Below are 15,959 nucleotides of genomic sequence, written 5' to 3'. Positions count from 1 at the left end.
ACGGCACGGGGAAGGGAAGGGAGCTGCTGCATGACATAGCCTTGCTGACAAATGTGTATGAAGAACGGTGCAACCGGCTCGGGAGTTCCATCAGAATATATGTAAGCTATTGTATGATATATGTTATTTCGGATGAGTTATTATCCTCATCATGCAACAAGTATAGATCGACTTCGTTTCTCCCGATTGATCTTTGTTGGCGAGACCGGGGAGTAGCGGGTGGACATGCTGGAACTTTGGGGCGGTGCAGAGTGCACGGTCAACCGCGTCGGGGACAGCTTTCGGGATCAGCTTAAGGAGACGGGGCATCATGACCGCATCTCCGATCTTGACCTGTTCGCCGAACTTGGGCTTCGCGCCTTGCGCTACCCGATCCTTTGGGAGCGTATGACAGCCGAAACGAGCGCGAACCACGACTGGAACTGGTCTGACATGGGGCTGGCGAAACTCCGTTCTCACGGCATTCGCCCAATTGCAGGGTTGGTGCACCATGGCAGCGGCCCGCGTTCCACCAATCTGCTGGCAGACGATTTCGCTTCCGGCCTGGCAAGCCATGCCCGCACCGTCGCGGAGCGTTATCCGTGGATCACTGACTGGACGCCCGTAAACGAGCCGCTGACCACGGCCCGTTTCGCGACGCTCTATGGTCATTGGTATCCTCATCTGCGCGACGAACCGAGCTTCTGGCTCGCGCTACTGAACCAGATCGACGCTACCCGGCTCGCCATGCGCGAAGTGCGGCGCGTGCAGCCCGAGGCGCGGCTCGTCCAGACCGACGATCTGGGGCGTACCTACGCAACGGTTTCCGTTCGCGAACAGGCCGCCTTCGACAATGTGCGCCGATGGATGGGCTGGGATCTGCTTTGCGGGAAAGTGGTGCCTGGGCACGATCTGTGGACGCGCCTCCTGCGCTATGGCTTCGAGGACCGCCTCCGCCGGATTGCCGACGATCCCTGTCCGCCCGACATCATCGGCATCAACCACTATCTTACCAGCGACCGGTTTCTCGACCACAGGGTGCAACGCTATCCGGCGCGAGTGCGCGGGGGGAACAGCCGGCGCGCGTTCGTCGATGTCGAGGCAGTCCGCGTCCTGCAGCCGCCCCCCCCGGGACTCGCCGGCTCATTGCGCGAGGCCTGGGACCGCTACCATATCCCGCTCGCGGTCACCGAGGTTCACAATGGCTGCACCCGCGAGGAGCAGATGCGCTGGACCTATGATGCGTGGCAGACGGCGTTCGCACTCCGCGGCGAGGGCGTCGACATCCGCGCCGTGACCAGTTGGGCGCTGCTCGGGGGCTGCGGCTGGAACACTCTGCTTACCACCGCCGGTGTCTATGAAGCCGGTGCGTTCGACGTGCGCGGCGCGGTGCCGCGGCCAACGGCCGTCGTGCCGCTGCTGAAGTCCCTAAGCCGGGGGGAGGAGCCTTCGCACCCGGTGCTCGCCGGCTCAGGCTGGTGGAGGCGCGACATCCGCGTCCACCACCCGGCAGTTCCGCGACCAGCTCCGCTGCCCGATCATTCGCGCTGCTGGCGTCGGATGGCGGGCCAGACCGCGCCGCCGCTGCTCGTGGTCGGAGCGACCGGAACATTGGGAGGCGCGCTCGCGGCCGCCTGCCGGCATCGCGACATCGCTCATGTCGCGACATGCCGGCAGCAGCTCGACCTGTCCGATGAGCAAAGCATCGCTGCGGCGCTCGATGCGTACAGGCCCTGGGCGGTGATCAACGCCGCCGGCTGGGTGAGGGTCGACGATGCCGAAACCGACGCGGCGGCCTGCATCGCCGCCAACGCCGAGGGGGCGGAGCGGCTTGCCGCCGCCTGCGCCGAACGGAACATCCCGACAGCGAGCTTCTCAAGCGATTTGGTGTTCGATGGCGGGATCGGCAGGACCTATCGGGAAGATGACGATCCTGCGCCGCTGAACGTCTATGGCTGGAGCAAGGCTCTCGCGGAACAATCGATACGGTCGCTCCACGGGAGTCACCTGATCATTCGCACCGCCGCCTTCTTCTCGCCCTTCGACACCTATAATTTCGCTATGCACATGGTCGGAGCGTTGGGTCAGGGGCGGCCTTTCCGCGCCGCTCATGATCAGGTGGTCACGCCAAGCTATGTTCCGGACCTGTGCAGCGCCGTGCTCGACCTGATGATCGATGGTGTCGAGGGAATATGGCATCTCACCAATGGCGAGGCGCTGTCCTGGTCGGATTTCGGTCGCCAGCTCGCCGGGCGTTGTGGCCTCGATGCGGCATTGATCCACGCGGTGCCGGGCGAACGGCTCGGCTGGCGCGCCATTCGGCCCGGCGCGGTGCCGCTCGGCAGCACGAAAGGAGCGCTGCTGCCGCCGCTATCCTGCGCAATGGACCGTTTCGCGCATGAGCTGCGCCTCCGGGGCGTACTGGATCGCCGCGTGGCCGCCTGACGGGCATTCACACGGGGTCGATGTCCAGCCGCATCCGCAGCGTCATGGTTTCGCTGGGCTCCACGACCTTCAGCCCGAGCGCTTCCCAGCGCTCTTCCGGCGCGTTCAGCGCTGCGTTGGCGTGCGTGACCGGTTCTGCGACGAAAAGGCCGCCTTGCCGTGGCGAGTAGAGCTGGAAGAAGCGCGTCCCCGGCGAAGACAGGGTGATGCTGAACGGCGCGCCCGGCGTCGTGATGGCAGCCGCTCCGCTCCAGCCATCATAGCCATTATCCAGTTCGCGACCGCATATAGGACCATCGGTCAGGTCGTACCGTCCGCGCGCAGCGATGCGCTCCACTGGCAGGACCCGCTGGTCCACGGTCCAGACATTTTCGACCCGGGTGACCAGGCGCGTCCCGGCAGCGCAGGGAAAATAAGGGTGAAGCCCCAGCCCGCAGGGCATCGCGGCGTCCCCGCTGTTGGTGCAGCCGAGTTCGACCGTAAGGCCTTGCGGATCGAGGCTCAGCCGCTGCCGGGCGGCATAGGGCCATGGCCACTCGCCGCCATCATGTTCGAACAGAAGCTGGGCGCTGGCGGCAGTCTGCTCCTCCACGCGCCAGCGGCCAAGCCAGCCCTGGCCGTGCAGCGGGCTCGGATCGCCGGCCATGTTCGGTGCCAGCAAGACCTCGCGGCCGCGGAAGCGGAAGGCGCCACCGCGAATGCGGTTGCAATAGGGAACGAGCGGGAAGCACCCGGCCTCGAGCGGAGAAGCAGGCGCGGCCTCGCTGCGCAGGATCGGAGAAACCGCATTGCCCTCGACCCAGTCGAAGCGGCCTATGCTGCCGCCGAGCGACGGCAGCAGGGCCAGTCGCAGCGGGCCGGCCGAGAGCTGTACGTCGCTCATCCTACCACTCAGCAAAGCTGCCGTCGGCATAGCGCCAGATCGGGTTCCGCCAGCGGTGCCGCTGCTCATGCGCACGGCGCACGCCCGCTTCGTCGATCTCCACGCCAAGCCCGGCCCCAGTGGGGATCGCCAGAAAGCCGTCGATCGGCTTGAATATATCGGGATTGGTGACGAAATTCAGCAGGTCGTGCCCGACATTATAGTGGATGCCGAGCGACATCTCCTGCAACACGACATTGGGCGTGCAGCCCGCCAGCTGAAGGCAGGATGCCAGCGCCAGCGGGCCGAGTGGGCAGTGCGGGGCGACGGCCACGTCGAACGCCTCCGCCATGGCGGCAATGCGGCGGCACTCGCTCAATCCGCCGGCATGGCTCAGGTCCGGCTGGATGATGTCCACTACGCCGGAAGCGAGGAAGGGCTTGAAGTCCCAGCGGGAGTAGAGGCGTTCGCCGAGCGCGATCGGCGTGCTGACCAGCTGGCTGATCTGCGCGATGCCTTCGGGATTTTCGGAGAGCAGCGGTTCCTCGATGAACATCAGCCCCAGCGGCTCGAGCAGCTTTGCCAGCTGCTTCGCCATCGGCTTGTGGATGCGCCCGTGGAAGTCGAGCCCGACGTCGAGCCCTTCGGCCTGGACCGCACGGACCCGCTCGACCACCTCGTCCAGCAACTTCGGCGTGCCGAGGAAGTCGAGCTCCGCGGTGGCGTTCATCTTCACCGCGGAAAACCCCTGCTCCCGCCGCGCAGCTGCAGCTTCGGCGGCTTCATGGGGTCGGTCTCCGCCGATCCAGGCATAGGCCCGCACCTTGTCACGCACCCGGCCGCCCAGCATCTGCCAGGCCGGCAGGTTCGACGCCTTGCCGTTAAGGTCCCAAAGCGCTTGGTCCAGCCCGGACAAGGCGCTCATCATCACCGCCCCGCCGCGGTAGAAGCCGCCGCGATAGGCTATCTGCCAGATGTCCTCGATCCGCCGCGCATCATGATCGACGAAACGGTCGCGCAACGCTTCGAAAGCGCCGTCGACGGCTTCGGCATGGCCTTCGAGGCTGGCTTCGCCCCAGCCGACCAGGCCGCCTTGCGCCTCGATCCGCACGAACAGCCAGCGTGGCGGCACATAGAAGGTTTCGATCCGCTCGATGTTCACCGGTTGATCTCCTCGCTGGTCAGGGGCTGGGCGTCGGGCCGGCGCAGCATGTCTCCGGCGCGATCTTCCTGTTCGACGGCATCGACCCGGCCGGAGTGGGAAGGGGGCACCACCGGCACCACGAGGCAGACGCTCTGCGCGGGCAGGACATCGCGCCAATCCGCGATAAGCTGCTTATAGGCCTTGCCGACGGCGCGGATATTGCGATCGAGATCGTAGAGGCCGAGCGGGTTCACATGGCCATTGCGTTCCCGCAGCGCACTGTCCCAGTCGACCTGATCGGTCAGCGAATACCAGGTGAACCCGACCGTTGGGATGCCGATGTTGCGCAGCCGCAGGACATTGGCCCATTCCTTCCACAGCCAGTTTACCGCCTCGTCGCCATTGGGGCCTTCGGAGAGATTGGTTTCGGTGTGCATCACCGGCAGGCCGTAGCGGCCGTAATATTGGCGGGTGATCTCGCTATAGCCGAACACTTCGCCCGCTGCCCAGGTTCGGCCGTCCTGGTGCACGCGATGCTCGTTGGTGCAATAATAGTCGTTGCCGAGGATACAGTGCTGTTTGAGGCGGTTGCCCAGGAAGAAGTGATATTCTTCCCGGGTCATGCCGCAATCCATCAGGAACTCGTACATCTCGCTGTTCACCCGGCGCCCGTAATTCAGGTCGAGGCTCAGGAAACGCTTCGAGTTCATGATCTCGGCGGGGCCGATGGCTGCCGGGCTGTCGGCGTGGAAATATTCCGAGGACTCGCTCTGGATGAAGATCGCATCGGGGCGGAGTTTCAATATCTCCTGCATCGCAACGACATTGGCTTTGACGATATTCTTGAGCGCGGTGACGAAGGCGGTGTCGCTGGTCAGTTGCTCGTTCCACCAGCCATATTTGGCGGAAAAGACCGCGCAGATGAACATCTCGTTGACCGGCGTATAGAGCTGCACCCAGTGATAACGCTGCGCGAACGCCGCTGCGTAGCCCCCAAAAAGATGCGGAAAGTCCGGATTTTGAAAATTGCCGATCCAGTCCGGCACGCCGAAATGACAAAGATCGACGATGGGGGTGATGTCCCGGCGGTGCAGGTCATCCAGGGCATGGTCGGCAAATGACCAGTCATAATGGTTGGGACCCAGCCAGGTCCGGTGCAGCGGCGGCCCGAAGCGCAGGTAATGGATGCCGAGATCCTCGACCAGATCGAAGTCCTCGCGCCACCGTTTATAGTGGCCGCACAGCTCCATCTCGTCGATGCGGGTGCGGCCATTGTCGATCGTCGGTATGCTGTTTTCGATGCCGGTGCAGAACATGAAATTGGCCATTGCGTGCTCCCGCTTCAACCGGCGAAGGACGGTTGCTCGACGCCGACGACGCCGGGCCGCACCATGAACAGCGAACCCGCCAGCGGCTGATCGGCCAGCACGTCCTCCAGGCCGATCCGTGCCGAGGTGATGAACAACCGGTCGAGATCGGGTCCGCCGAAAGCGCAACTGGTCGGACGCCGGGTCGGCAGGTCCACATGGTCGAGCAGCACGCCCTCCGGCGAAAAGCGCCGCACGCAGCCGCCATCCCAGAAGGCGATCCACAGGCATCCCTCGATGTCGCTGGTCATGCCGTCGGGATAGCCGTCGTCCTGGCCGAAGCGCAGGAATGTCTCGCGCGCGCCGATCGACCCATCCGCGGCGATGGGGAAACGGTACACGGTGCGTATCGCGGAATCGCTATGGTAGAGGATCCTGCCATCGGGGCTGAAGGCCGGACCATTGGTGACATGGTAGCCGCGATCGACGCATTGCCACTCGAGCGCGGCATCGAGGCGGAAAAGCGAGCCAGTGGTCGCCTGTTCGGCATCGTCCATAGTTCCGGCCCAGAAGCAGCCGGCGGGATCGACCTTGCCGTCGTTGAAGCGGTTGCCGGGGATATCCTTGTCGGGATTGCCGATCGGTTCGAAGATATTCTCCTCGAAGTCGGCGAGCGCAAATCCCGCTTCGGTGGCGGCGATGAAGCCGCCTTCAAGGCGCGGCGCGATGGCCCCGATGCGCCATGGCGGCGTCCAACTTCGCGTGCTCCTCGTTTCCCAGTCCAACCGCCAGACCGATGGCGCTTTGATGTCCACCCAATAGAGCGCCTGCTCACGCGCCACCCATATCGGGCCCTCGCCCAGCAGTGCGTCGCAGCGCACGACAACTTCAGGCGCGGAAATATCGTAGCTCGATCCCATGACGGAAAGGCCAACGCCGGCTGATGCGCAAAGTTGCCGTGGCCGTCGCGACATTCGCGCGTCTTGCGCGTTATCGCGCTGTTGAGATGGAGGTTGGATGGCGAGCGGAGCCGAAATAATCGCCGTGGACTGGGGGACGACGAACAGGCGGGCTTATGCCGTCGCGCGCGACGGGACGGTGATCGATCAGGTCAGCGATGGGCAAGGAGTCCTGGCCGTGGAATCCGGCGGATTTCCCGCCGCCGTTGCCGACCTGCGAGCCCGGCTCGGCAGCGGGGCGATGCTGCTCGCGGGGATGATCGGCTCGAATCGGGGCTGGGTGGAGGCGCCCTACCGATCCTGTCCCGCCGGGCTCGACGAGCTGGTGGGCGGCCTGAAGCGCATAGCTGAGTCCGATGCCGCGATCGTTCCCGGCCTCAGCTTCGCTGGCGACGACAGCGTCGACGTGATGCGCGGCGAGGAGATCCAGCTGCTCGGTGCGGTGGCCGCCGGTCTGGTGTCGCCCAATGCTCCGGCCTGCCACCCAGGCACCCATGCGAAATGGGTGAAGCTTGAGGGCGGCAGGATCGTGGCATTCCGAACGGTCATGACGGGGGAGATGTTCGCGCTGCTGAAGAAGCACAGCATCATCGGAAGCCAGCTTCAGGCCGAGATTGCTCCCGGCCCTTCCTTCGCGGCGGGCGTTCGCCGATCGCTCGAGCGCTGCGAGTTGACCGCCGAGCTGTTCCAGATCCGCGCCAGAGGTCTGATCGGCGGCCTTTCGGACGAAGAGGCCAGCGCCTATGCGAGCGGCCTGCTTATCGGAGCCGACATCAGAACCGGCCTGTCCTTCGTCGGCAGGGGGGGCGCCGTAGCGCTGATCGGCGATCCGGCGCTGACGGCGCTTTATGCCGCGGCCCTGCGCGAAACCCGGCGGCCCTGCTTTGAAGTCGATGGCGAGGCCGCTTTTCTGGCCGGCATCAAGGCCTTGACGGAGATCATGAGATGAGAGCGGAGCAAATTCTCGAACGGCATCTCGCGCATTGCCCCCTCGTTGCGATCCTTCGCGGCATCACCTCGGCCGAGGCTCATGCGATAGGAGACGCGCTGATCGAAGCCGGTATCCGGATCATCGAGGTGCCGTTGAACTCACCGGATCCGCTGCGCAGCATCGAATTGCTCGCCGCGCGGTTCGGCGACCATGCCCTGGTCGGAGCCGGCACGGTGCTGGAACCCCGGCAGGTCGCGGATGTGAAGGGGGCCGGCGGACGGATCATCGTGTCGCCCTCGACCGATGCCGAGGTGATAGCGGCGACAGTCGAGGCCGGGCTGATTTCGGCGCCCGGCTATTTCACGCCGACCGAGGCGTTCGCGGCGCTCAAGGCGGGCGCACACATGCTGAAGTTATTCCCTGCCGAGGCGGCTTCTCCCAAGGTGGTGCAAGCCCAGCGCGCCATATTGCCTCCGACCGTGCCGCTGGTCGTCGTAGGCGGCGTCACGCCTGAATCCATGGCCGATTATATCGCTGCGGGCGCCTCTGGTTTCGGACTCGGTTCCGGCCTGTACAAGCCCGGCAGCACGGTAGAGGCTGTCGCCGTGCGGGCTCGCGCCTATGTCGCTGGGCTGGGATCGTTCCATGGCTGAGATCCGGATCGCCATCATCGGCTTCGGCAAGATCGCGCACGACCAGCACGTCCCGGCTATTGCAGCAAACGCTGCATTCAAGCTTGTGGCAGCGGTCTCGCCACGTGCGGCGCCGAGCGTCGACGTCCCGGTCTTCCAGGACCATGGCGAGATGCTGCGCCAGATACGCCCCGATGCGGTGGCAATCTGCACGCCGCCGGGGCCGCGCCACGCGATCGCGCGCGATTGTCTCGATCTCGGCGTTCATGTCCTGCTCGAAAAGCCACCCGGCGTCACGCTGGGCGAGGTAATGGATCTCGCAAAGCTGTGCGAGCCGCGGCGCGTCAGCCTCTTCACCACCTGGCACGCCCAGTATAACGAAGGCGTGGGCGAAGCGGCACGGCGCGTCGCGGAGGAGGGGCTTCACTCGCTGCGGATCGACTGGTTCGAGAATGTCGAGAAATGGCATCCCGGACAGCAATGGATCTGGCAACCGGGCGGATTTGGCGTCTTCGACGCCGGCATCAATGCCCTATCGATCGCGACGCTGCTCAGCCCGTCGGTGCTCTTGCTGCGCAAGGCGCGGATGCACCTCCACCAGGGCGGGCAACAGCCGATCGCCGCGAGGTTGACGATGGAAAGCTCCGGCGCCACCGGACCGATCGAAGCAATGCTGGACTGGCGCCATAAGGGCGAAGAGCGCTGGACCATCGAGGTCACCACCCGCGCGGGCACCCGGCTGGTGCTTTCGGAAGGGGGCGCGGTGCTTCGCATCGGCGACGGCCACCCCCGGCGCGGCGCGGGCAGCGAATATCCGGCGCTCTACGCGCGTTTCGAGGAACTTGTGCGGACGCAGGAAAGCCATATCGACGTGGAGCCGCTGCGCCTGACCGCTGACGCCTATATGTTAGCCGAGCGGCTCGCCGCCGATTGATGAAATACCATCAAGATAGTTTGAAGAAATGATCGATTATATTGATCAGGAATAGCCTTCATCTTAAAAGATGATGGGACAAGAGACGGGCGGATTGACCGCAAAACCTGCCCGATGTGCGGAGGGTCCGGGACGGTGATCGCAGGGATCGGCGGCGCGTGATGCGCTTGCGATCGCGGCCGAATTAATGATCCCGTCGGTCGCGGCCTAGCTGCTCATGCTCCCGCGCAGCGCTGAGGCGGACTGCTTCGTCGATGGACCGAAGCAGATCGTCGAAGTCGGGGCCCTCGACGATAGGAAACGCATTCCGAAACCCGCTGCCGAGAACGTTCAAATCCTTCTGCGTCAGGAGACCAACGGCAACTATCTTCGGGCGTTCATGCATGTGTTCTTCCTGGCAATTAACCAGAACAGAACAACGCCGGAAAAGCGTCGCTGTGCCAATTGTTTCACGGACGGGTTTTGTTTCCATGACCTGCCGACTGTTTCGGCATGATTGCTAAACCGCAGATCACATCTCCAGGGCGGCAGCAATCATCCGGATCAAGAGATCCCGGTCGAGCGGCTTGGGGCAGCGTGCAACATGGCGATAGGTTTCGGGAATCGCCTCCTTGTCATAACCTGTCAGGAACAGGAATGGGAGCTTCGCCGTCGTCAGGACGTCCGCGACGGGAAAGACCCGCTCCCTGCCGAGGTTGATGTCGAGCACGGCCATGTCGACGCCGCCCGGGTTTCCGGCAAGAGTATCCAGCGCTTCCCCGACGGTCCCGACCGGGCCGAGCACCTTGGCCCCGTTGATTTCGAGCCATAGCGCGACATCGGACGCGATGAAATAATCGTCTTCGACGAGGAGAAGGCGGCAGCCGGAAATGGGGCTGCTGTGCTCGTCAGTCATGCGATCTGCCTCGAGTCTTGACCGGTATGGCGATCGTGCAACTGACGCCGTCATCAGCACCGAAGATGAGCTCCGCCGGCGCCTTTAGCTGGTAGGGCAGCGCGCGTGTCAAGAGTTCCGCACCATATCCCCTGTGCCGGGCATGCTCGCCTTGGGGTGTGACTACACCGCTTTTCCGCCACTCCAATACCCCGAGTCCAGCCTGCTCGCTCCAGCTGGTTATGGCGCCATCCACGTCCTTCGTGAAGATCGCAAAATCCGTCGCGCTCTCAATGATTAATTCGAACAGTTTTGCTCGATCGATGAAATCCGGCACAGTTCGCTTTCCGTCGCGCACAGTTTCCCTCTTTGCCAGTTGCATCGCAGGTGGCCTAGCCGTTTCACCACTGTGGGATATTATTTCAGGTTAGCAGACAGCCGATTTCCGTCGCGTAGCCGCTAAGTCTTGGCACTTCTGTTCAGTTCCCAAGTCTCAGGCGGCAGGTGGATATTGAGGAGCAGGGACAAAAATTTGCCGTCCTTCAACAAATGCGAAAGTCGGGCGTGATCGCGCAACCTATCGGGATCTGGCAGCCCCGCAGTGGAGAGGATGAACGTGACGATGATGGCTCCCCCGGCCACATCCCCCGATCGTCACCTTCCCCCCTCGCCAATCCACTGCGGGTCTGCTTCCTTTCGAACGGCGATTATTGCGCGCTGGGTCCGTAACAGATGGCCGCCCGCAAGGAGGGGGCAACTGGTCCTGCGCCTGTCTGCTCCGTTCCGGCGCCCGAACTCGCATTGACTCGCAGGCCCGCTATCCGCGGCGATATCGCCCTGGCGGACACCAATGGTCACAAGATATTAAAGCCTGCGCGCGCGAAAGATTTGCTATGTTCGAAAATTACTGCATTAGTTATTCGGTAGTACGGCCAAGTTATCGAAATAAACCTAAGTTAATACTTTAATATCATCACAAACATAACAAATGTTGTATAGAGTTTAAGTGGTTTTCGTCATCCTGATTGTCGTTATTTTTTAGATATGAACTGCCATGCCGAGGCAATGTCTTTGGCTGCACGATCGCATCAACCGGGGAGGATGACATGCGACACACGTCACGCGCCGGGTCATGACGTCATGCGCAGGATCTCATTTCTCGGTCCATTCTCGATGATCCGGAGGTCCGGTTTCTCACGAAACCATCCGCATTTCGACGCCATAGAGGCTGGTATGAGCAGGCAGGGCTTGAGCGGCAATTTCAGTGGCGAGCTGCTGCTGAGGAGGCTTCAGAGGGTCACGCCTCTGAGCTCCGCAGAAGTTGAGCTGGTCTTATCCCTGCAGAAAGCCAAGAACCACGGCCCAGGTTCGCATGTCACGCCTGACGTCGATGGTATTGCCTGCCCGCGCATCATCGTTACAGGCTGGGCTTGCCGGCCGCGAATATTGCCGGATGGCCGCTGTCAGATGCTTTCGATCCAGCTGCCAGGCGACATCATCGGCGACGGCGGCGACCGGCGGCCGCTCGAGATGTCGCCGGTCGTGGCGCTCACGAATGTCCGAACGATAAGCGCGCGCCCGATCTTCGCGGCGATAGCGCGCGATCCGATCCAGTACGGCGCGCTGGCCGACGCAGTCGGGCAGCTTAGCCGCATGGCGGAAGCACAGCTGATCGACCATGTCGTTCGCCTCGGCCGCCAGACTGCGGTTCAGCGTGTCGGCCACTGTCTGCTCGAACTCTACCAAAGGTCCCGGGCCATCGGATTCGTGCAGGGCGGATGCTTTCCCATGCCCCTGACGCAGGAGGTATTGGGCGATCTGCTCGGTCTGAGCCTCGTTCATGTGAACAGGGTGCTGTCGCAGCTGAAACGAGCCGCGCTGATCGAGATGAAGTCGGGCGTGGTCCGTGTGTGCGATGTCGAGGAGCTCGCCCTGCTTGCGGATTATTCGCTGCCCCCACGCCAGAGCATGCCCGTGGCGATGCTGGAGATGAATGGCCTCCACCCTAGCTGAACGCTGAGATGCTGATCGGATGAGCGCGGCCGAACAACCTGTACGGAAAGCAGCAATCCCGCGCCATTTCTATGCGTTTACATAGATCATCCTTTGGAACTGCGGCTCGACGGCAACGTTGGCTGAGCCTCGCGATGATGGAGGTTGAGGTGGCTCAGAAAGGTGCAGGTGGTAACACCGGGGCAACGGCGGCCAAGGGCGGCGATCCCGGCTCGACTGCGAAGAGCAAGGCGACCGGCGGCAAAGGCGGCGGCGGTCGCTCCGGCGGCAGCAAGAGCGGCGGCGGCAAGTCGTCTGGTAGCTCGTGACGGGCGCCGCTCGCATATCGCGGACAAACTCGATGAGATACAAGCAGGCGGCGCTGCTGTCGGTCTTTTGCCTGACTGGCGCGTGCGATGGCGCGAACAGCAACCCGGCAAGCATCGAGGAAAATCCGAGCAGGGCGATACCGAGCACTCGGCTTGTCGATGCGGAGCCTGCCGGCAATGGCGCGGCAGCGGATGCTGGTTCGGGTGCGACAGCCGTCGACCCGCAGCCAGTCGGAGCCTCGGCGCCCGGAACAGGGACTTCGGGACCGGCAGGCGCCGGGCAGGCGACTGGCAGCTCCGACGGCGGACGCTCGCTTGGGGACCGGTGAGGCCGACGATTATTCGTGGTTGGAAAATCGCCTTGCCCAATCGGCGGCGGCGCTAATTCCTCGGCTGCAGCAGCTGGTCGAGCCAGCTTGGAGCGTTGTTCGTCCGCTCCAGGCGCGGATAGCGGTTACCGCCGAAATAGGGGATCGTCACCGATCGAAACTGTTCGCCGCGGCGCACCAGAAGTTCGATGGGCTGCCGCGTCGCCGGGGCGCTGTCGAGGCGTTGGCCAAGCCGTGCGCTGTCGAAAGCCTCGCCGTCCAGCGCAATGAGGACATCGCCATTGGTGAGGCCGGCCTCGAATGCGGGGCTGTCCCAGATCACCTGATCGACGCTGCGGTCTCCTGCGTCGATTACCAGCCCGAGCGAATAGCTGAAGTCCGCGACCTTGCGCCGGCGCTCGTCGGTCGCCCAGTAGCTCGTTGGCTTGGCATTATAGGCAAGCCGGTAGCCGCTCTTGGCTAGCCAGCCGAGCGGCGCGTGTGGCTGCGGCTGCTCGACCCGGCTGCGCAGGAAGCTCGCCCAGTCATAGGGTGCGATCTCGTCCAGGGTGCTTACGACATCGTCGAACCGATAGGTGAGGGTGCCCCAATCGCCATCGCGCATGCCGAAGAAGGCCCGAGCGAAATCGTCCAGCGAACGCTTGCCCCGGCTCAATTCGCGCAACTGCATGTCGACATCCAGCCAGACCAGCAAGCCCTCGTTGTAATAGTCTTCGGACCGCTGGAGGCTGGTCCATGGCTGTGGCCGGCGTGCGGCGATGATCGGATCGTTGGTGGTGTCGATCAGCGGCCGCCATTGCCGTCCGGGCCGGGTATCGAGCGCCGCGGCGATCATCGCAATCCCCGACAGCGTGTCCTCTGCGGAGACCAGTCCCGACCGCGCCTGCAGGACATAACCCCAGAACTGGGTCTGTCCTTCGTACACCCAAAGCAGCGAATTGCGCATCGGCACGCTGTAGTCGGGCGTATAGAGATCGGCGCCGCGCCGATATTTGCCGTTCCAGCTATGGGTATATTCGTGCGGCAGGAGGTTGCGCCGCGCGGTCTGCTCGTCCCAATGCGTGAAGTAGCCGGCAGCGACCCCGTTTTCGCTCGACCTTTGATGCTCCAGACCGATGCCGCCGAGCCGGTCGCTGATCGAAAACAGGAAGTCGTAATGGTCATAATGTTCGCCACCGAACAGCTTGACCGCCTGCTCGACGAGGCGGCGATGCGCAGCGATCTGCGCGTCGCTGGCGGCAAGCTCCTCCGGGCGGTCCGCAGCGATGTTGAGCCGGACCTTCGGGCTGAGCTGGATCTGCCGGAAATAGCTGCCCGCAAGCATCGGGCTGTCGACCAAAGTCTCGAAATCGACGGAGCGGAAGGCGACTGCGGCGCCAGCGCGCGAACCCAGCGGCTCGAGCGCCGTGCCATAGCCCCACCCTTTCGGCAGAATCGCGCTGGGCGAAACCATGATCCGGCGGGTGAAGTAGCCGGCGGGATAGAAGGCCGTCAGGTTCCACTGCAGGCTCAACATCTCTCGCGTCATGACGACCCGTCCCTGCGCGGGATTGACCGGCGATACATAATCGAAGGCCAGGTCGATCGCGCGCGCGCCGTCCGGAACGTCGATCTGGATTGCATAGACATCGACCGGATCGCGCTTCCAGGCGAGCGGCTTGTTGTCGGCGGAGATGGTGAGGCCCGCGACATCGTCGATCGGTCCGCGCGGTGCGTGATTTCCGGGCAGCCATTGCGGGTAGAGCAGGGTCATGCGGCCAGGGGCGGAGACGGGAATGCTCTCCCTGACGCGAAAGATCCCGCGGGCGACATCGGTTGCATCGACGGTCAAGACGATCGTGCCGGGGTAGGCGGTGTCTTGCGCGACCGGCACATGCCGCTCGATCGCCAATGGCTGCGGGCGACTCAAATCCATCGCTGCGGCCGGAGAGGATGCGGCAAGTGCAAGCGTTACGAGGAAGAGCAGGGGGTGCGAACGCATCGAGGAGCATATCCGGATCTGTTTATGACCCGACCATGCCGCCTGCCGACCGGTTCGTCACCCCTGCAGCACCGGCTTCACCCGCAGGTCGAGCGGTGACGATCGACGCGGATTTCGTCGGTCGCCGGCCATGCCTGATGCTCCGCCCACCATTTGAGGCCGGCACCAATGTGCCGACGCAGAGTGGACAGGCGGCTTTCAGGCAAGGGTGAGCCATCATATGTCTTTATCGATTGCATCGTCGCCTCCATCGTCAGGACGACAACATAAATATGGATGTTTCCTAGAATGCACCAATCGGTTATCCGTCCCTATAAATAAGGTGGGTTTATCGATATGGCGCGACAGATTCCTCCTCTTAGTGCAGTGCGCGTGTTCGAGGCCGCTGCGCGTCACCTCAATTTTACGCGCGCTGCGGAAGAGCTGGCGATGACCCAGGCGGCCGTCAGCTACCAGATCAAGATGATCGAGGATCGCCTGGGTACGGCCATGTTCGTGCGCTCGGGGCGGCGGGTGGCGCTCAGCCCCGCAGGGCAGCGGCTCGCGCCCCAGATATCCGCGGCATTCGATATGATGGACGAGGCTTTCGGCAAGGTCCGCGAGATCGAGAGCGGCGTGCTGACGATCAGTGCCGCGCCCGGGATCGCGGCGAGTTGGCTCGGACCGCGCCTGGCCCGCTTCCAGCTTGCGAGACCCGAGATCGCCATCCGGCTGCTTGCGGCGCATGAACTCGTCGACTTCACCCGCGATGAGGTCGACGTCGGCATCCGCCTTGGCCTCACCACCAGCACTTGGCCGGGATTGCGTGCGGTCGAGATGTTTCCTGCCGAATTCACGCCGATGTGCAGCCCGGCCTATATCGAGCGCATGGGGCCGTTCGAGCAGCCCGCGGCGTTACTGAATGTACTGCGGCTCAATTCCGACGACATCTGGTGGCGCGCCTGGTTCTCACAGGTCGGCGTCGAGATTCCCCAGGATTTCTCCCGCAATTCGATCCATGTCGATTCGCAGGTGATCGAGGGGATGGCGGCGATTGCCGGCGAGGGCGTCGCCATGCTGACGCCGCGCTTCTGGCCCTTCGAGCTCGCCACCGGCCGCCTCGTGCAACTCTTTCCGCATATCGGCGGTGGCAGCAGCTTCTGGCTCGTCTGTCCCGAACATCGTTACAATGCGGGCAAGGTGAAGGCGTTCAGGGAATGGTTGATGGCGGAGATTGCCGCAGCCTGAGCGTCAGCCGGAACCCATCCGGCATGACGCATCT

16 protein-coding genes are annotated in these 15,959 nt (G+C 63.6%); 8 read left to right on the top strand and 8 right to left on the bottom strand.

The genetic code is table 11. The features are described 5' to 3' along the window. The first annotated feature begins 225 nt into the window (after positions 1-225). The gene (locus AC1DQK_RS01920; protein WP_477866784.1) at positions 226-2,424 is read left to right on the top strand and encodes a sugar nucleotide-binding protein; all 2,199 of its coding nucleotides are present in this window, start codon (positions 226-228) and stop codon (positions 2,422-2,424) included. 7 nt (positions 2,425-2,431) lie between these two features. Here the strand turns inward: AC1DQK_RS01920 and AC1DQK_RS01915 are convergent, their stop codons facing one another. The 4 genes from AC1DQK_RS01915 to AC1DQK_RS01900 are packed head-to-tail and all read right to left on the bottom strand — an operon-like array spanning position 2,432 to position 6,657. Next, positions 2,432-3,307 (bottom strand): aldose 1-epimerase, encoded by an 876-nt coding sequence (locus AC1DQK_RS01915; protein WP_477866782.1) that lies wholly within the window; start codon positions 3,305-3,307, stop codon positions 2,432-2,434. A gap of 1 nt (position 3,308) precedes the next feature. After that, positions 3,309-4,448, bottom strand: a complete 1,140-nt coding sequence (gene dgoD, locus AC1DQK_RS01910) for a galactonate dehydratase (RefSeq protein WP_477866780.1) — start codon at positions 4,446-4,448, stop codon at positions 3,309-3,311. Then, positions 4,445-5,758, bottom strand: coding sequence for a family 1 glycosylhydrolase (locus AC1DQK_RS01905; RefSeq protein ID WP_477866778.1), 1,314 nt, complete (start codon positions 5,756-5,758; stop codon positions 4,445-4,447). The genes dgoD and AC1DQK_RS01905 overlap by 4 nt, the downstream gene beginning before the upstream one ends. A 14-nt stretch (positions 5,759-5,772) precedes the next feature. Next, positions 5,773-6,657 carry an SMP-30/gluconolactonase/LRE family protein gene (locus tag AC1DQK_RS01900; protein WP_477866776.1) on the bottom strand — a complete coding sequence of 295 codons (885 nt, stop codon included), beginning with the start codon at positions 6,655-6,657 and terminating at the stop codon, positions 5,773-5,775. A gap of 97 nt (positions 6,658-6,754) precedes the next feature. Here AC1DQK_RS01900 and AC1DQK_RS01895 point away from each other — a divergent pair, with 97 nt between their 5' ends. The 4 genes from AC1DQK_RS01895 to AC1DQK_RS01880 all read left to right on the top strand — a co-directional run bounded on the left by AC1DQK_RS01895 (position 6,755) and on the right by AC1DQK_RS01880 (position 9,689). After that, positions 6,755-7,645, top strand: a complete 891-nt coding sequence (locus AC1DQK_RS01895; RefSeq protein WP_477866774.1) for a 2-dehydro-3-deoxygalactonokinase — start codon at positions 6,755-6,757, stop codon at positions 7,643-7,645. Continuing rightward, the gene (locus tag AC1DQK_RS01890) at positions 7,642-8,280 is read left to right on the top strand and encodes a 2-dehydro-3-deoxy-6-phosphogalactonate aldolase (protein ID WP_477866772.1); all 639 of its coding nucleotides are present in this window, start codon (positions 7,642-7,644) and stop codon (positions 8,278-8,280) included. The genes AC1DQK_RS01895 and AC1DQK_RS01890 overlap by 4 nt, the downstream gene beginning before the upstream one ends. Next, positions 8,273-9,193, top strand: coding sequence for a Gfo/Idh/MocA family protein (locus AC1DQK_RS01885; protein WP_477866770.1), 921 nt, complete (start codon positions 8,273-8,275; stop codon positions 9,191-9,193). The genes AC1DQK_RS01890 and AC1DQK_RS01885 overlap by 8 nt, the downstream gene beginning before the upstream one ends. A 217-nt stretch (positions 9,194-9,410) precedes the next feature. After that, the gene (locus AC1DQK_RS01880; RefSeq protein WP_477866768.1) at positions 9,411-9,689 is read left to right on the top strand and encodes a hypothetical protein; all 279 of its coding nucleotides are present in this window, start codon (positions 9,411-9,413) and stop codon (positions 9,687-9,689) included. 15 nt (positions 9,690-9,704) lie between these two features. Here the strand turns inward: AC1DQK_RS01880 and AC1DQK_RS01875 are convergent, their stop codons facing one another. Further along, positions 9,705-10,088, bottom strand: a complete 384-nt coding sequence (locus AC1DQK_RS01875; RefSeq protein ID WP_477866766.1) for a response regulator — start codon at positions 10,086-10,088, stop codon at positions 9,705-9,707. Then, positions 10,081-10,449: a hypothetical protein gene (locus tag AC1DQK_RS01870; protein ID WP_477866764.1), complete on the bottom strand. Its 369-nt coding sequence runs from the start codon at positions 10,447-10,449 to the stop codon at positions 10,081-10,083. Before AC1DQK_RS01870 ends, AC1DQK_RS01875 begins: the two co-directional genes overlap by 8 nt. A 662-nt stretch (positions 10,450-11,111) precedes the next feature. On the opposite strand from AC1DQK_RS01870, the gene AC1DQK_RS01865 reads away from it, so the two are divergent. Both AC1DQK_RS01865 and AC1DQK_RS01860 read left to right on the top strand, forming a co-directional pair. Continuing rightward, complete coding sequence (locus AC1DQK_RS01865) at positions 11,112-12,080, top strand: Crp/Fnr family transcriptional regulator (protein ID WP_477866762.1); 969 nt, start codon at positions 11,112-11,114, stop codon at positions 12,078-12,080. A gap of 149 nt (positions 12,081-12,229) precedes the next feature. Continuing rightward, positions 12,230-12,388, top strand: coding sequence for a hypothetical protein (locus tag AC1DQK_RS01860; RefSeq protein ID WP_477866760.1), 159 nt, complete (start codon positions 12,230-12,232; stop codon positions 12,386-12,388). A gap of 381 nt (positions 12,389-12,769) precedes the next feature. Here the strand turns inward: AC1DQK_RS01860 and AC1DQK_RS01855 are convergent, their stop codons facing one another. Then, complete coding sequence (locus AC1DQK_RS01855; protein ID WP_477866758.1) at positions 12,770-14,698, bottom strand: M61 family metallopeptidase; 1,929 nt, start codon at positions 14,696-14,698, stop codon at positions 12,770-12,772. Positions 14,699-14,775: 77 nt separating this feature from the next. Then, entirely contained in the window at positions 14,776-14,937 is a 162-nt protein-coding gene (locus AC1DQK_RS01850; protein ID WP_477866756.1) for a hypothetical protein, read from the bottom strand. Between the two features lie 127 nt (positions 14,938-15,064). Here AC1DQK_RS01850 and AC1DQK_RS01845 point away from each other — a divergent pair, with 127 nt between their 5' ends. Beyond that, positions 15,065-15,925, top strand: coding sequence for a LysR substrate-binding domain-containing protein (locus AC1DQK_RS01845; RefSeq protein ID WP_477866754.1), 861 nt, complete (start codon positions 15,065-15,067; stop codon positions 15,923-15,925). Positions 15,926-15,959 lie beyond the last annotated feature (34 nt).

The organism is Rhizorhabdus sp. P4_G5 (assembly GCF_056401065.1).
The sequence above is the reverse complement of the archived record's forward strand: the minus strand, read 5'-3'. Positions and strand labels throughout refer to the sequence as shown.

Coding starts and splice junctions, on each gene's coding strand:
- AC1DQK_RS01920 (WP_477866784.1), top strand. CDS start 226: ATGCTGGAACTTTGGGGCGGTGCAGAGTGCACGGTCAACCGCGTCGGG.
- AC1DQK_RS01915 (WP_477866782.1), bottom strand. CDS start 3,307: ATGAGCGACGTACAGCTCTCGGCCGGCCCGCTGCGACTGGCCCTGCTG.
- AC1DQK_RS01905 (WP_477866778.1), bottom strand. CDS start 5,758: ATGGCCAATTTCATGTTCTGCACCGGCATCGAAAACAGCATACCGACG.
- AC1DQK_RS01900 (WP_477866776.1), bottom strand. CDS start 6,657: ATGGGATCGAGCTACGATATTTCCGCGCCTGAAGTTGTCGTGCGCTGC.
- AC1DQK_RS01895 (WP_477866774.1), top strand. CDS start 6,755: ATGGCGAGCGGAGCCGAAATAATCGCCGTGGACTGGGGGACGACGAAC.
- AC1DQK_RS01890 (WP_477866772.1), top strand. CDS start 7,642: ATGAGAGCGGAGCAAATTCTCGAACGGCATCTCGCGCATTGCCCCCTC.
- AC1DQK_RS01885 (WP_477866770.1), top strand. CDS start 8,273: ATGGCTGAGATCCGGATCGCCATCATCGGCTTCGGCAAGATCGCGCAC.
- AC1DQK_RS01880 (WP_477866768.1), top strand. CDS start 9,411: ATGCTCCCGCGCAGCGCTGAGGCGGACTGCTTCGTCGATGGACCGAAG.
- AC1DQK_RS01875 (WP_477866766.1), bottom strand. CDS start 10,088: ATGACTGACGAGCACAGCAGCCCCATTTCCGGCTGCCGCCTTCTCCTC.
- AC1DQK_RS01870 (WP_477866764.1), bottom strand. CDS start 10,449: ATGCAACTGGCAAAGAGGGAAACTGTGCGCGACGGAAAGCGAACTGTG.
- AC1DQK_RS01865 (WP_477866762.1), top strand. CDS start 11,112: ATGAACTGCCATGCCGAGGCAATGTCTTTGGCTGCACGATCGCATCAA.
- AC1DQK_RS01855 (WP_477866758.1), bottom strand. CDS start 14,698: ATGCGTTCGCACCCCCTGCTCTTCCTCGTAACGCTTGCACTTGCCGCA.
- AC1DQK_RS01850 (WP_477866756.1), bottom strand. CDS start 14,937: ATGCAATCGATAAAGACATATGATGGCTCACCCTTGCCTGAAAGCCGC.